This window comes from Flavobacterium selenitireducens (assembly GCF_014748335.1).
Lineage (GTDB): Bacteria > Bacteroidota > Bacteroidia > Flavobacteriales > Flavobacteriaceae > Flavobacterium > Flavobacterium selenitireducens.
This window is the reverse complement of record NZ_JAAVIY010000001.1, coordinates 498405-513508: the sequence shown is the minus strand read 5'-3', so window position 1 is coordinate 513508 and position 15104 is coordinate 498405. Positions and strand designations below refer to the sequence as shown.

Here is a 15104-nt window from a genome sequence, read left to right as displayed (position 1 = left end):
TTATCTCGTTAGATAAAGGTAACACACGTTTTGCGATTATGCAAGAAAAAAACTCACAAAATGCGAATAACGTTATCAGTCGCTTAAAATCGTTATTAAAATTAAAGACGGATATCCAGCTTTCGGAATTCCTGAACATTAAGCCAAACACCATATCCACATGGAAAAAGAGGAACAGTCTCGACTATGAGACGGTTATCTCAATATGCGATCTTTACGAATTGGATCTCAATGAAATTTTCCTTGACAAAAAATCCGGAACAGAAATTTCTGGCGCCACTCCGTTGATAACCAAGGAAGTGCAATTCCAATATGCGGCGGGTGCCGATCGTAAATCACTGATGGAATTGGTGCCAAAATTCAGTTTCCCTTTTATCGACATAAAGAACTCCCAGGCATTCCAGGTGGTGAGCAACAATATGTTTCCGCTGATTGATGAGAACTCTTTTGTGGTATGTAGCGCGTCGTCTCTGGCCGAGGTCAAGGACAATAAGGTAGCTGTGATCGTGACGAAAACCAAGGGAATTTTTCTCAATAGGGTTTCGCCTTCTGGTTTTAAGGACGACCAATACGTGCTGACCAGCGACAACGATTTTTACAACGAGGTTACGTTGAACAATTCTGAAATTGCAGAGGTTTGGATGGTAAAAGGCGTTTTGTCATACGACGTAAATTCAGACAGCAAAGTCAGTTTTATCAACGACAGCCTGAAAAAGATCGATAAATTCATGAAGAAAAATGAAATCACCGATTGAGGCGTTGCATTAATTTTGGTCGATTTAAATTCGTCAGTATTGATTTTAAAGGGTTTAAGTTTGAGGAGTATCAAACGTTATTTTTTTGTCTAAAAAATGTTTGGAAAACAGAAAAGCCTTGTTATATTTGCATCCGCTAACGGGAACGCTAGCAGACCTTATTGGAGAAATGGCAGAGTGGTCGATTGCGGCAGTCTTGAAAACTGTTGACTGTAACAGGTCCGGGGGTTCGAATCCCTCTTTCTCCGCAGCAAAAGCCGGAAACGAAAGTTTCCGGCTTTTTTTATTTACAGTGAGAAGGAGCAAGCTTGCTTAAGCTCCTTCTCACTGTAAATAAAAAAGGAGAAATGCATTTCAAGCATTTCGCTTTTGCTGTAAGGTTTCCCCTCTTGGGATCACGTAAGTAATCCCTCTTTCTCCGCTGAAAAGCTTTTAAAGCAACCCGAAACCCTTTAAATCGTATGATTTAGAGGGTTTTCCATTTTATAGCAATTCATTTTGAATCAAATTTTAGCACCTGATAGGGGTACGAATTCGAGTACCAAGGTCAAAAAGATTCTCAGGTACCCGAATTGCTTGGAAACCCCAGTAAAATTAGGCAGTTCAGGAAATGAACATCTTGCGTCGCTTTGACATTCAAACTAAATTATAATGTTTAAATGTTCAGCAAAATGAATGCAGTCATTATCAATCTGTTTTATCTAAAACGTTCTAAAGTCAACTCCAACGGACTTATTCCTATCTACCACCGTACAACTATTGGTGGTAAACGAATCGAAAAGAGTACAGGTAAATATGTCGATCCTGCAAGATGGTGCTTTAAAAGTGTAAGAATGTCCGGCGCTTCGGAGTTAGCCCAGTTAATAAACAGCCACCTTGATTCGCTGGTTGCAAATAATGCCGCCATAGAAAAGAAGCTTATCGCCACGGATCAAAAAATTGATGTCGCTACGTTTTCCAATATTCTTTCCGGTAAGGCGGACAAGCAACTAACAATCATCAATGTTTTTAAGGATCACAATGCCAAAATCAAAGTGCTTGTCCCACATGAATATTCCGCGGGGACCTTGGAACGCTATGAAACTTCTCTCAAGCATACTGTGGAGTTTATGGTATGGAAGTACAAGGTATCTGATATCGTCTTGAGTAAAATCGATAATGAATTTGTCGCGGAATATGATTTTTATCTTCGCAGCATCAGGAAATGCAACAATAATACGACTGTAAAATACCTCAAAAATTTCAAAAAGATCATTCAGATATGCCTGGATAACAAATGGATGAAAGAGGATCCTTTTGCGAGCTAAAAAGGGAAAACCAGGGAAGTGGATCGTGAATTCCTGCTCGAGGAGGAAATACAGAAGATCTATAGCAAGAAATTTATATCCGAGAGACTGACCCATGTTCGTGACATTTTTATATTCAGCTGCTTTACGGGACTGGCTTACATTGACGTGAAGCAGCTTACGACCGATCATATTGGGATTGGCATCGATGGGCAACGCTGGATATTTAAGAACCGTCAGAAAACCGAAACGGCGTCAAAAATTCCGTTGCTTCCGATCGCTGAAGAAATACTGAGGAAATATGCGGACCATCCAAAATGTATCAGTTCAGGTCGCCTGACGGCTGGCTTTGTTGCCCGGGGATCCGAACACGCCGGCCATTTGTTGGTTCATTCCTGAAAATTGATATAAAATGGCTTTAGATCAGATTTCCTGAGATCCTTTCTATGTCAATGCGAGCGGCCCGAAAAATTACTCCTTTATAAACTTTGACACATTATCACCAATTGACAGTGCGTAAAATCCCTGCGATAATTTGGAAACATCAACTATGCCACTGGATATAGATCCTGTTTGGACTGTTCTTCCCTGAATGTCATGTATAACGTACCCGACGCCAGTAGGAAAGTTTGAACTTACATATATCGTATCGGAAGCTGGATTGGGATAGAGCAGCACCTCATTTTTTACTGGGTAATCTGTTCCCAAAATTGCTTCGCCGTATTTTGCGACAAATGCATTATTTCCTGGTTCACCAAGGATATTGTCGCCAAGAGATAACGCTTCATTATAAGATCCCGCAATAATGATATTTTGCTGATGGTCAATTGCTATTTCGGCACTATGATTATTGCCGTGCGCGCCAGGATTTTCGGCCCATCCGTAAAAGCCTTCGGGGTTGAATTGCGCAATATACAATTGTCGTTGGCCTGTTGAATTGGTCAGGATTGTACTGTCCTCGATATGTAGCGTTCCTGATAGGAAAAAACCTGTAATGACGATGTTGCCGAGCGCATCCGTGGCAATACCGCTGCACGTGTCCTTGAGGTCACCCTGCAGGGATTTGCACCATACCGGGAATCCCGCCATGTCATATTTAGCGATAAAGATATCAGAAGCGTCTGCTTGTCCCGTATGGTAAAGAGCAACGTTGCCAATCGTAATATCGTCATAATAATCACCAGCTATAATTACATTGCCTTCCATGTCTGTGGCTATATTGGACGCTGTATCGTAATCGGGTCCGCCCATTGATGTAGCCCATATTTCATTTCCATTTGTATCGTATTTGGCCACAAAAATGTCTGCTGACCCTGAACTGGTCAACAAGCTGCTTCCAAAAGTTATCGATGACGTAAAATCACCAGTTATCAGGATATTATTTTCATCATCGACAGCAAGAGCGTTTGAACTCTGGCCTGCTGTACCTCCGGCTCTCTTTGCCCATAGTACATTTCCGTGGTTATCGTATTTTGCCACAAATATGTCCTGGATGCCGACACGTTCCAGAGTGAAATCCTCAAATGCCACGGATGGACATGAAAAAGTACCTGTTACGCATAAGTCACCATTACTGTCCGTAACTATTCTAGAAGGTGTTACCCTTTGGCTATCCCCGACACTTTTTGCCCAGATATAGTTACCATCTTTATCCATCATAAATATAACCATGCACCAGGTAGACGGCGTATTAAGCGTTATATTCCCTAAAGTTATATCTCTAAAAAAGTGGCCAACACCAAAAATGTTACCGTCAGCATCAGTAGTGGCACTGTGCAGAAAGCACTGTAAGCTTGTCGCTTTTCGGAGCCAAAGCGCATTACCGTCAGCATCATATTTTACAATGAAAAAGTTTGTACCGGGACTATTGTTGACGATTGTATTACTTCCGAAGGACAAAATTGGAGGGGCGTAAGTTCCCCCAGCATATATATTACCTTGCTGATCAGATGAAAGGGTGGTAATGTTAGCTGTGTTTGAATTTTGAGATGACCTGGCCCACTTCCATTCCCTATTCTGAGCCGATATTGCTGCACACCAAACCAACATCACAACTGTGATGCCTATTTTTATTCTTTTTCTCATTATTCTTTTTTTATAAAAGTATGAGTTGGAATTGTAAACGAATTACTTAGAAAGTATTTAAAAGTACGCGATATCGAAGAGATGGATTCTTTTCACACAATCCTGAGCGATATCCATCATGGCATGTTACTTTAACGGCGTTATATGTGCTCAATTAGTAGATAGATAATCATAAATTAATACGTGCTGCGTATCTTTAAATTTTGCGGACTTCTGCCCGTCCACCAGCTTTGCGAAGGTTACAAATCAGAGAGCATCTTCTTAATCAATGATATCTGACCCAAATGATAGTAACTATGTTCAATTATACCTTCAATATTTCGTAAATAGTCACCATATTTTGCGTCTACAAATATCTTGCCCAGCATTGTGTCAGGTAATCGCTCGACTTGATTCACAAATTTTTCAGCATTGTTGATAAAGCAATCCACGAGATTTTTCCAGTCTTCAGCAGATTGAATTTGTGGAGCATCAAAGCTGTATTTATCACTAATTGTCAGTTCGTGTCCATCAAAAACATCTGACACACCTCTTATATAATAATTAATGTGAAAGGTTAGGGCGGCAATCGTATTTAAATTACCAATTTTTTGGGTTGCCTGCTCCCAAGTGACGCTTAAAATTTGCGCTTTAAAATTGGTGTTAGCAACCCAATATCCATCAAGTAAAACTTCACGGAGGCGGTTTGTAATTGCTAAATTTTTGCTCATGATGACAAAATTACTATTATACAATAAATTAAAAACTCAGATTTATCTTTAAAAATTGAATTAATACCAAGTCGTAAGTGCAGATATTACCTCCTGATCAGATGATTGTGGAGTGTTCACTGTGGTTGGTTTCAAATGTGGAACCAAGCCGACATCGCCACTAATCCTATTTTAAGTTTTTTACCCATTGTAGCAAATTTTCAACAAATCTACCCTGTTCAACTTTAGAGCTATTACTCAGAAGGGATTTTATGTTACGCAATAGATAAAAGACAGTTTCTGATTGCCCATCACATATAAATTTCAGCAGCAGACAGAGGTGCCAGATTGTCAAACATTTAGGGTTAACTGAAGTTTATACGTTCTGCGTATCTTATGATACCTTTAGAGTCACTTCTCTCCAACTAGAAATTTATCTTTGCATTTTTATAAAACCTGTTTTTTTTAAATGTCGAGATTAATCAAAATCGAACCCTATTCGTCTCTCTGGCCTATAGCATACAAGCAATTACGTGATGTTTACGAGCTGCATCTTGAAGGTTTGTTTCAGGAGATACAGCATGTGGGCAGCACATCGGTAGACGGGTTGGCTGCAAAGCCAATACTTGATATTGATATAATCATTGAGGGTGAAGCACAATTGGCTGAGATTATCTATCGCCTGCAAGACCTCGGATATAGTTACGTGGGGACCTTGGGTTTACCAGGAAGGCACGCTTTTACAGCTAAGGAGCCCAATGTCCCTTTAAAAGGAGAGGCAAAATGTATGTCCCATAATTTGTACGTCTGTATCAATGGTTCTCTTTCCCTTGAGAACCATTTGCAATTCAGGGATTATTTACGTGCTCATCCTGAGTCCGTAAAAGAATACGCTACACTCAAGCGGGAGCTTGCTTCAAAAGCGCGTACATTAGAGTGGTACGTGGCGCAAAAAACAGCATTTATAACCGGCGTGCTGCAGAATTGTGGATTCAGCGAGGATGCCATTGACACTATTCGAAGCGTTAATAAAGAGGGGACACCAGAGTAGCTGTGAGCAAGTGCGCTTATGTCCATTAAAAAATTTTGACACATGCAGATACTTCCTTCAATACCGTTGCGTCCGTATATAAAGCATTACCTCTTTATTGACAGTGTAGAGGCTTTAAACATGACGCTACGGATATTTGCCGATGGAAATACCGGAATCGTGTTCTGCATGGATTCTTTGTTAAGAGACAACAACGAAATAATCCCGAGTTCGTTTTTATACGGTCCAATAACTGACTACAGGACTTTTAATACTATGGGCCGGTTATCCCTTGTCATAGTCGTGTTCCGCCCTTACGGGTTAAGTAGCCTTTTTAATATCCCTGCAAATACAATAAAAAATAAACTTATTGATTGCACCCTGGTAATGGGTACAGCTGCGACCTCCCTTCATGATGAGCTGCATTTTGCTAAAAGTCATGGGCAGGCAGCGTCTATACTTGACACCTATTTCTCCAGGCTGGCTTGTCAGTCCAAAGCTAACCTGCATCCCGTTGTATCTGCCTCCACCGAATGGATACTCCGTCAGAAGGGCCAATTTTCATCTAACGAACTTTCTGACCACGTGGGATGCAAACAACGCTCACTGGAGCGCGCCTTCAATGAAGTGGTTGGGCTTAGCCCAAAAAAGCTGGGAGGTATCATAAGGCTGCATTATTTTCTTGGCAAGTCCCGAACAACTAAAGATTTTACGCCGGTTGCTTATGATGCCGGCTATTTCGACCAGGCACATCTTATCCGTGAATTTAAAAAAATTACAGGCATTACACCTGGCGCTTACCACAAAAATGACAGCCTCGCGGTCAATGTAGTTTCACTACCTGACGAAAATGTACAATTATTCGACACAATACCCTCTTAAATTTGCGGTCAAAAATAGAATAATGGAGGATTTAAAGGTCGCAACAGCGCAATTTGAAAACAGGAGCGGAGATAAAGCCTACAATCTTAGCGAGATCACGAAATTGACCGAAAAGGCAGCGGCAGGCGGAGCCAGGATTATCACATTTCATGAATGCTCAATAACGGGTTATACCTTTGCCAGGCATCTGGACAAACAGCAGATGCTTGCAATTGCTGAGAACCTGCAGGATAGCTCAAGCATATGTGCGCTAACTGAAATAGCAGCAAAAAATAATATCGCCATATGCGCTGGGTTATTTGAAAAGGATGCTGACGATAATCTTTTCAAAGCTTATGTGTGTGTTGACAAAACAGGCATTGTTGCTAGATACAGGAAACTTCACCCTTTTATTAATCCACACCTTACTCCCGGTGATGCCTATTGCGTTTTCAACTTGTATGGATGGAACTTTGGCATATTGATCTGCTATGATAACAATATAATCGAGAATGTAAGGGCAACCAAACTCCTGGGAGCGGACATACTGCTGATGCCCCATGTAACCATGTGTACACCTTCACCAAGGCCGGGCGCAGGTTTTGTCGATCCGGAGCTGTGGTACAAGCGGGAGCAGGAAAGCTTACAACTTAGAGCAGAATTTAATGGTCCTAAGGGTAGGGAGTGGCTTATGAAATGGCTTCCGGCAAGAGCGTTTGACAACGCCCTATATTGTGTCTTTTCCAATCCGATAGGAATGGATGATGATCAGCTTAAGAATGGTTGCTCCATGATCCTGGATCCTTTCGGGACAATAATAGCAGAATGTACAGCATTGGGCCCGGACATCACGATAGCAACACTCACTTCCGATAAGCTTGAATCAGCCGGTGGCAGCCGCTACATTAAGGCAAGAAAGCCTGATTTGTACGGCAAAATACTGGCAGCAGAGCACACCCCTGAACAGAAAGTAGCCTGGCTTACATCCGGTCATGCTATGGATGGAAATGTTTAAGTCATAAGCATATAATTTTCTAATGGAAAAATCTAACATGATGATACTGGTTGCCGGCCCCTACAGGTCAGGCACGAATGATGATCCGGCGCTTATCGAAGCAAATGTCAAGGCGATGACCGATACGGCGCTCAAAATTTATAGAATGGGGCATCTGCCGGTTCTGGGCGAATGGTTTGCGCTCCCCCTGATAGAAGCCGCAGGTTCAGAAGCGGTAGGCGACTGCATCTTTAACGAGCTGTTCCATCCCGTTGCCCTGAGACTTATACAGCACTGCGATGCAGTATTAAGGATTGGCGGGCCATCTACAGGTGCTGATGAAATGATCAAGGCGGGAATTTCATACGGAAAACGAATATTTTACGACCTCCGGGAGATACCACCTCTATAAAACGTACTGTTTGTACGATAGTTAATAGTGTAAATAAATAAGAGTCCTTATGGACTCTTATTTTGATTGCTGTATAACGAAACATGATTCTTCCATTTGGATGGCTTAAGGATAGTTTAGTGCATAAGATGCACGACTTGCGTCGTTGAACAGTTGGTTAAAGGATTAATCAAATGAGACTAGGCAATTTTATAATGGAGTTGAACCAATCCACTTTTATAAGTCTTCGTTCCGCAATGTTTAAATTCCTGCTCCGGCCTGCCGTCTTTAAACAATCTGGTGCCGTTACCTACTACTATCGGGACAATAGATATTATAATTTCATCAAAAAGCTTGTAGGTAAATAGCTGGTTTACAACTTCTGAGCCCCCGTCACAGAAAATATTTTTGCCACTTTCACTCTTTAGTTTAAGGACAAGTTTCTGCAAATCACCACCATAAAAGTTTATATTGCCCTTGGCAGGCTGTTCACGGTGAGTGATGACGTATACCTCTTTGTCAAAATGCGGGAATTCTTGTACTTCGCCCATAACCCAATCGTATGTCCTGCGTCCAAGTATTACCGTGTCAACAGTAGAGATGAAATCGTTATAACCATAATCTTCTCCCTCTATTTGTACAAGATTTAGAAAGCCAAGATCATCATTAGGTTTGGCAATATACCCATCTAAAGAGCAGGAAATGTAAAGAATCAAATTTCTCATATTTATAAAAGTAAAATTGTATTTAAATCCGGTTGTTTAATTACCTCCCTATTTGTTGGCTAAACATACCAGCTAAGTGGCCAGTTGCAGGTGCAATATGGGATATGGCTTTCCAAGCCCATCCGTTTCACTCCGGCCAGTCACATCGAAACCCATTTTGATGTAAAATAAAAGCGCTATCCTGTTTTGTTCATTTACATCCACGGCCCTGCATCCCAGTTCCCTGATTGCGAATTCTGTAAGCGACCGGCCAACACCTTTACCAAAATGGGAAGGGTGTGCAAAGAGCATTTCAATGGAATTTCCAGCAACACCTGCGAAGGCTGCTATTTGCCCATCTGTCTTGATGCAGTATAGTTTTACCATGGCGAGGTACTTTGTAGATAGCAATTCCTTATACAGCAGCAGGTCACTTTCACTCAGGAATTCGTGCGTTGCCCTTACTGATGCTTCCCAGACATTAATTATCTGGTCGTAATCATTTACAGAAGCGGGTTCGATATTGTATGTAGCCATCATTTATGCTATTCAACACGCTACGGCTTCTTGAAACCGGGTGCCTTAATGGACAATCTAAATTATTCAATTATTATCTTTATACGGTTTTTTCCTGTCTGGGTAGTTATGCAGACGGTATAGGTGCCTGATGTAATGCCTGAAATATCAAGAGCCTCTGACATAGCAGGCGCATCCCACTGCCGCAGGAGGCGACCGCTCATATCTAGGAGTGAAACATTTAAAATATTCTCAACAGCTCCGGCAATGGAGAAAGAACCTTTAACAGGATTCGGGTAGATCAGTAATTTGGGGATTCTGTGCTCGGGCGTTTCAAGCACCGTCAGTGCCGTGGCAATGAAATTCGGCAAACCCGCGGAAGAGAAGGTCGGATAGGGCAGGAACAGCCCAAAACTGTCATGGCCGCAGTTACCGCCATCCGCTTCAGGATTATTTATAACAGCCAGATAAGAAGAAGCCTGCTGGGCCTTATATATCTTTCCATCAGGTGCAAGCTGCAGTGCCCCATAGTCATCGACGCTCAACATTACTAAAGAAGCACCGATGTCCTGCGCCAGGAGATCGTACTGGTACAATCCGCCAAAACCGTTGTAATGTTCGTAGGTAACGTAGAGTTTCTTTCGAAGCGGTGAAAATTCAATGCCATAAGGGGTTGTGTTTGTATTTACAATACGCTGGTTGGAAACGATTCCCGTTGAAGGATTGAAGTCATACAGATATACGCCACCATTTAATGCCACCGTACCGGTAGTTGTTCCTTTTTGGTTATGCGCCACTGCAATCATTTGCCCGTCCCTTGATGCTTTCATGGCACCTATGGCATTTCGGCGATAACCTCCCAGTGACACATCGGGCCCTATATGGCTTACGACAGGCTGCGTGTTTACACCGCTGGCCGTAACCTCAAAGGCGTAAAAACGGTCCCTGAAATGTGTCACGACCCAATAGCCCGACATTGATGCGTTGCGCACCGCTGTAAGCTTTTCCGAGCATTTATATTTTAACTCATCAACAACAGCCGGATTATAGGTAATGAGATGCTGGTTACGCACCTGTATATCGCCAATGCTGCCATTGCTGCCGGTGAGGCTCAAATCGACAACGGAATAATTCAAGCCATTATTCAGCCCGTCATCGTCCTGCGGTATCGTGCCGGAAGGGTTGCTGTAAGTTCCGTTAAAAGGAAGTGGATATGCCTGTGCATTCTGGTGGTGCGGCTCATCCAGTGTAAAAATATAATACATATCCGGATGCCCGGGCCTGGGAATAATAACCGCTGCCTGCGTGGTGGAGGTATCACCCATCAATCCTGTACCTGAGAGATAATTTCCTCCAGGCATGATGTTATGGTTGCGGTCATACACATTCCTGCCGTCAGTATATAACATCAGGTTTCCTGAGGCATCTGAAATAGAGGAAGCGCCCTCGGCTGAATTTATGGCAGTACCCGATATAGCTGTTATACTACCATCGGCATTAAATGCCAAACCTGCATTATAACCAAATATCCAGTTCTTAGCCTCCTGTTGTGCTGAGGCATGCAGGGAAGCTAGTAGTGAAAAAAGAAAAAGTAAATGTTTCATATTATTAATTTTTAATGAACCTGATGGCACTGGTTCCTTAATTCGGTCAAAATTTAAAAATGTATATCCCTGTTACAAGGTTTTGTACATTTAGTGTGGCCGTCGTTCCTGGTTGTAGTAAAACCAGCCGCTGCCGAATCAAATTCCGTGGTGACCGAGAAAGGGTAGGATGTTCCGGTAGTAACCTGGCCAGGCGAGATTGATGTGGTTACTGATGTCCGCAAAATTGACATTCATAATTTTGTCCGTGTCGCAGCTAGGGCCCGGAAGAGGTGTGCAATACTGTTGTGCCACCACCGCCTCACATAGAAGTATTACTGCACAGATGCTGCAGTAGGGGCCATATTTTTGCTTCATTGCTTTATTTTTTAATTAGCGCAGCAAAAATATCAGGAACTAATCAGTGGCCCTTACCCGCTGAGTATTATAAACTACGCGTAAGGTTGTAACAATTGTGGGTTAGTATTTATATTTTCCGGGTGAGGTGCCAAAATGCTTCTTAAATGCGGTGGAAAAATGCTGCACATGCTCGTAGCCAATAATTGACGATACCTCAGTGATGTTGTATAGCCCATTGGCAAGCAGGCTATGAGCATATTCCATTCTTTTCCAGCGTATGTATTCAAAAACACTTTTGCCGTAGAGTGATTTAAAACCGGTTTTTATTTTATAGGTATTTAATCCTGCAATCTTCACCAGCTCTGCGAGAGACAGTTCTTCCAGGAAATTGGTGTCAAGGTAGGCCTTCATCCCCTGAAGTTTTTTGCGATCATTTTCCCTGATGCCCGTTGCATACGCAGGCTCCTCAGATGCCGTGATTTCCTGCAGCTGCAACAGGAATAATTCATTCACAAAGTTCTGGAGGTGCAAGGTCCTCAAGCTCGGCAGTGAGCGTGCAGTTCGTATTTTGTTCAGGATAGCAAACATTTCAGGTGTAAGTCTGTAAGCATCCCGCGAAAAGCTGAACGGTTGATTTTTTTCGATCTTGTTGACGATACCTTCCATCCACCTGTCGTCTTCCTGCAGTAGGTTATAAAAAAATCTTTTGTTAAAGCCTATTGCCATGCTGTCAATGGTATCATGGGGCAATATATGGTGCTCGTTGTCGCAGGGTCCATAAACAAACGTGCACGAGCGCGAGCGTACTTGGAACTGATCCGGTAAGCCCTCATAAAAAGAGTTGATTTTGCCATCGACCAGGAAGGTCAGCACCGTATCATCTTTCCTGTGAAATGGTGATGTCTCGCCATTTTCATAAAGAATGATATTTTCCCCCTGCACATTCTCGTTGCTAACGATCTTGATGTTGGGAAGTGTAATCACTTCGGATTTATAAAGAGCGTCCAGCCTTGTGTTGCACGTTGTCATAACAAATCAGATTATATCGATTATAATCCGTACTAAAAATACTTCTATCGTACAGATTCAAAAGTATCAGGCCATCTCTAAGCAGCATTAAATCCTTGGCGGCAGCATGTTGGGTGTAGGTGATACTAATCGGCAAAATTAACTAAACTACCACAATGACCATCACCTTGCATTCAAATAGCCGGTAATCTTAACGCCTGGTTTCAGCTTCCTGCAAAACAACTGTCTGCGGTAATTTCCCGACATGGGCATTTTATAGCACTTTTTAATGAATTACAATAAGGCCTAATATGTCGGTTAAAGCGCCTGAGGTATGGGTTGATGATTTATGAAGAGGCAAGTTTGACAACAATTTTATCCCGAAAAATATTGCTCCGGAAGGTTGTATGCCTTAGGAGCAATGTTTTACGTGGATATGACTCAGTTTTAACGGCGTATAGAGCCTTATAGCCTCCAATTACATCAGAAAGATAGGCCAACTGGCGAAAGCGATATGGCGTGATTGGCAGCGAGGCAAACACGTCCGGACTATATCGATGAAATCGAGCCGCTGCCCGTAATATCCGATGTTATCTGGGGATGGTCAACATAGTAAATGTGTCCGCTGCCATGAATCAGGGCGTTCAGGGATTGTTCTGCCTTCACATAGATCTTGCCATCACCGGTAATCGACGCCTTAGCATTCTGGCAGGACAATGTACGGAAATCGGCATTGCCAGTGCCGGTGAGGCTGATATTCATGCTTCCCGTAGTGAATGGATCCACAGACCTTAGATCATTTTCGCCATGACTAACTATGGTAATATTTTCCGTATGATCAAACAGGCCATGCGTTGTAAGGGATCGCCTTCCGTTTAGCCTGAGGTCTTTAAAAAAAGGCAGCGTAATTGTAATTTCCACATCTTCGTGATTGATATGGTCCTGGTCATAATCCAGGCTAAGCTGCCCGTTACTTACTGCCGACCGCAAATGCCTGACCAGGTTGTCACTCCCTGTAATTGTTATCCCGGTGTGGTCAGCATACATCACCTTGATGTTCCTTCCTGCATTAATGTTCAGCCTGTTAAACTCTTCAAGTTCACGGGTCTCCGTCACAGTGCTGCCACTGGCATCCAGGGCATCGTCATCGCAGCCGGTCAGTAGTGCTGCGGCCAGCAATCCAAAAAAAATCTTTTTCATAGCAATTGAAATAAGGGTTAACGATTCGTGATAATTGATGATTATCCTTAAATATTCGATCTAAGGCGGTGCGAAAATACTATGTATATTTAGGATTCGTTTACCTTCAAAGTATTTCGTTTTACGCTAAAAGTAGAATAAGCTAAAAGCTCTTGAGTAAGCCTGAGTTGAAAGGAATAGAGCAAAATTGGGAACTGGATTTATGACTACTGATCTACTTTAAAAAAAGAGTTAGAGGATAGGAAATCATTTGATTTCGAAATTACCAGAGAGGCGAATCGTGATTCGGAATGGCAGCGTCGCTTGAAACTTAATGGGAAAATTTCAAAACATCTACCAAACCTAAGAAGCTACTTGAAATCAACTTTTCCTTAGTTTGACCTAGCGCCAGTTGCATTCGCTATTGTAGAGAATGTATTAAAAGTTTACCACATTTGATGACGTATGTGCTGGAATTTTCTGGCTAAATTAATAAGGTTACTGCATTTTGAACAGCGTAAACATGTATATTTTAAAGATGATGACGGTCAAGATTAAATAAAAGCAGTTGTCTTCAGATCATCAGAATTAGTGTGAGGTTCGTTATAAAATTATTTGTACACATTTGATAGCAACAAAGTTAAGATAGCATCCCATTAAATAGATATGGAAAAGTTGAAGAATTATCATTAATTGTACCCAAACTGTTTAGTACGTTTGTTTTATCGCAACTAAGTCTTTCTTTTACCTTTCTTGAAATAGTAATGATTTTGAACCATCATTAGACAGGGAGAGGCTCTCGCTCAGCGCCAATGGTAACTTCCGCGGACCATTGAAACAAGGATTTATTAGAAACTGTCTTTCAAGAATATATCTATTCTGAGAAAAAAAAATTAGTAGTAGAGATAGATAACATTCAACTGTTCGAATATAGGATTCTCTAATTCAATCATTCGCAGCCGACCCGTCCGAACGCTTGACATCAGAAGGGGCGCAGCCGTATTTTTTGCGGAACGCTTTTGAAAAGTTCCCGTATGTCCCAAACCCGAGGTCGGTGGCAATTTTGTGCAGCGGCAGCGTGCTTTGCTCGATGTAGAGATGTGCCCGCTTTAGTTTTTCTGTCATTTAAAATTGGTAAATGCTCGTGCCAAATGTTCGGCGGAAGCTTTCTTTCAACGTGTGGTCGTTCGTTCCCAAGAGCTTGGCAAGGTCAAACGCAGATGGCAACGGCTCGTCGAGATGTTCGATAATATAGTGGTACAACTTCTCGAGCCGGATCATCTCGTGGTTGACGGTCACCTCTTCCGGAATTTTACCGTGAAACGGTCTCACATCTGCAAAAACGACAGCATTTACCACGGCCCGACCGCTGTTAACGAGCCGGTTAACGGAACATAAGGCCGGAAAGCGCTTTTGCTGGTCGATCAGTGTGAGTTGAAACGTCCCGACAAACCCGTCAGCGCCAGGTAGTATATCTTGGACATGTAACCACAACGGTCGCGATTCCTCCGCAAGCAACTCAATAAACGGCTTTTTCAGGAGGGAAAGGCGTGGATTTATATGGACAGCTGTATGTTCAATCCTGAAGTCAGCATCTAATATAAAGCTGATCAATTCCAATCCCGATGTCTTAATGCCGATGCAGGAATCTGCGAGTAACATC

16 protein-coding genes and 1 tRNA gene are annotated in these 15104 nt (G+C 42.3%); 8 read left to right on the top strand and 9 right to left on the bottom strand.

Going from position 1 to position 15104, the window contains the following annotated elements; genetic code table 11:
* Nucleotides 1–38: 38 nt before the first annotated feature.
* From HC229_RS02250 to HC229_RS02235, 4 genes are all read left to right on the top strand, one after another.
* Nucleotides 39–755: a LexA family transcriptional regulator gene (locus HC229_RS02250; RefSeq protein WP_191018806.1), complete on the top strand. Its 717-nt coding sequence runs from the start codon at nucleotides 39–41 to the stop codon at nucleotides 753–755.
* A gap of 163 nt (nucleotides 756–918) precedes the next feature.
* Nucleotides 919–1003, top strand: a tRNA-Ser gene (locus tag HC229_RS02245).
* 423 nt (nucleotides 1004–1426) lie between these two features.
* Nucleotides 1427–2062, top strand: coding sequence for a phage integrase SAM-like domain and Arm DNA-binding domain-containing protein (locus tag HC229_RS02240; protein ID WP_191018805.1), 636 nt, complete (start codon nucleotides 1427–1429; stop codon nucleotides 2060–2062).
* An 18-nt stretch (nucleotides 2063–2080) separates the two neighbouring features.
* A complete protein-coding gene (locus tag HC229_RS02235; protein WP_191018804.1) occupies nucleotides 2081–2440 on the top strand; it encodes a site-specific integrase in 360 nt (119 codons plus the stop codon).
* A gap of 72 nt (nucleotides 2441–2512) precedes the next feature.
* Here HC229_RS02235 and HC229_RS02230 read toward each other — a convergent pair whose 3' ends face one another.
* Nucleotides 2513–4126 carry a T9SS type A sorting domain-containing protein gene (locus tag HC229_RS02230; RefSeq protein ID WP_191018803.1) on the bottom strand — a complete coding sequence of 538 codons (1614 nt, stop codon included), beginning with the start codon at nucleotides 4124–4126 and terminating at the stop codon, nucleotides 2513–2515.
* Nucleotides 4127–4365: 239 nt separating this feature from the next.
* On the bottom strand, nucleotides 4366–4836 hold the full coding sequence (locus HC229_RS02225; RefSeq protein ID WP_191018802.1) for a DUF1572 domain-containing protein: 471 nt from the start codon (nucleotides 4834–4836) through the stop codon (nucleotides 4366–4368).
* Nucleotides 4837–5284: 448 nt separating this feature from the next.
* On the opposite strand from HC229_RS02225, the gene HC229_RS02220 reads away from it, so the two are divergent.
* The 4 genes from HC229_RS02220 to HC229_RS02205 are packed head-to-tail and all read left to right on the top strand — an operon-like array spanning nucleotide 5285 to nucleotide 8112.
* Nucleotides 5285–5866, top strand: coding sequence for a GrpB family protein (locus tag HC229_RS02220; RefSeq protein WP_191018801.1), 582 nt, complete (start codon nucleotides 5285–5287; stop codon nucleotides 5864–5866).
* Nucleotides 5867–5908: 42 nt separating this feature from the next.
* A complete protein-coding gene (locus HC229_RS02215) occupies nucleotides 5909–6727 on the top strand; it encodes an AraC family transcriptional regulator (protein ID WP_191018800.1) in 819 nt (272 codons plus the stop codon).
* Nucleotides 6728–6749: 22 nt separating this feature from the next.
* A complete protein-coding gene (locus HC229_RS02210; protein WP_191018799.1) occupies nucleotides 6750–7721 on the top strand; it encodes a nitrilase family protein in 972 nt (323 codons plus the stop codon).
* Nucleotides 7722–7743: 22 nt separating this feature from the next.
* Nucleotides 7744–8112 carry a DUF4406 domain-containing protein gene (locus HC229_RS02205; protein ID WP_191018798.1) on the top strand — a complete coding sequence of 123 codons (369 nt, stop codon included), beginning with the start codon at nucleotides 7744–7746 and terminating at the stop codon, nucleotides 8110–8112.
* Nucleotides 8113–8291: 179 nt separating this feature from the next.
* Here HC229_RS02205 and HC229_RS02200 read toward each other — a convergent pair whose 3' ends face one another.
* The 7 genes from HC229_RS02200 to HC229_RS02170 all read right to left on the bottom strand — a co-directional run bounded on the left by HC229_RS02200 (nucleotide 8292) and on the right by HC229_RS02170 (nucleotide 15103).
* Entirely contained in the window at nucleotides 8292–8816 is a 525-nt protein-coding gene (locus HC229_RS02200) for a dihydrofolate reductase family protein (protein ID WP_191018797.1), read from the bottom strand.
* Nucleotides 8817–8888: 72 nt separating this feature from the next.
* Nucleotides 8889–9335: a GNAT family N-acetyltransferase gene (locus HC229_RS02195; protein WP_191018796.1), complete on the bottom strand. Its 447-nt coding sequence runs from the start codon at nucleotides 9333–9335 to the stop codon at nucleotides 8889–8891.
* Between the two features lie 59 nt (nucleotides 9336–9394).
* Entirely contained in the window at nucleotides 9395–10915 is a 1521-nt protein-coding gene (locus HC229_RS02190) for a T9SS type A sorting domain-containing protein (RefSeq protein ID WP_191018795.1), read from the bottom strand.
* 459 nt (nucleotides 10916–11374) lie between these two features.
* A complete protein-coding gene (locus tag HC229_RS02185) occupies nucleotides 11375–12283 on the bottom strand; it encodes a helix-turn-helix domain-containing protein (RefSeq protein WP_191018794.1) in 909 nt (302 codons plus the stop codon).
* Between the two features lie 528 nt (nucleotides 12284–12811).
* Nucleotides 12812–13462, bottom strand: a complete 651-nt coding sequence (locus HC229_RS02180) for a GIN domain-containing protein (protein ID WP_191018793.1) — start codon at nucleotides 13460–13462, stop codon at nucleotides 12812–12814.
* A 924-nt stretch (nucleotides 13463–14386) separates the two neighbouring features.
* Nucleotides 14387–14566, bottom strand: a complete 180-nt coding sequence (locus HC229_RS02175) for a helix-turn-helix domain-containing protein (RefSeq protein WP_191018792.1) — start codon at nucleotides 14564–14566, stop codon at nucleotides 14387–14389.
* The gene (locus tag HC229_RS02170) at nucleotides 14567–15103 is read right to left on the bottom strand and encodes a helix-turn-helix transcriptional regulator (RefSeq protein ID WP_191018791.1); all 537 of its coding nucleotides are present in this window, start codon (nucleotides 15101–15103) and stop codon (nucleotides 14567–14569) included.
* Between the last annotated feature and the right edge of the window lies 1 nt (nucleotide 15104).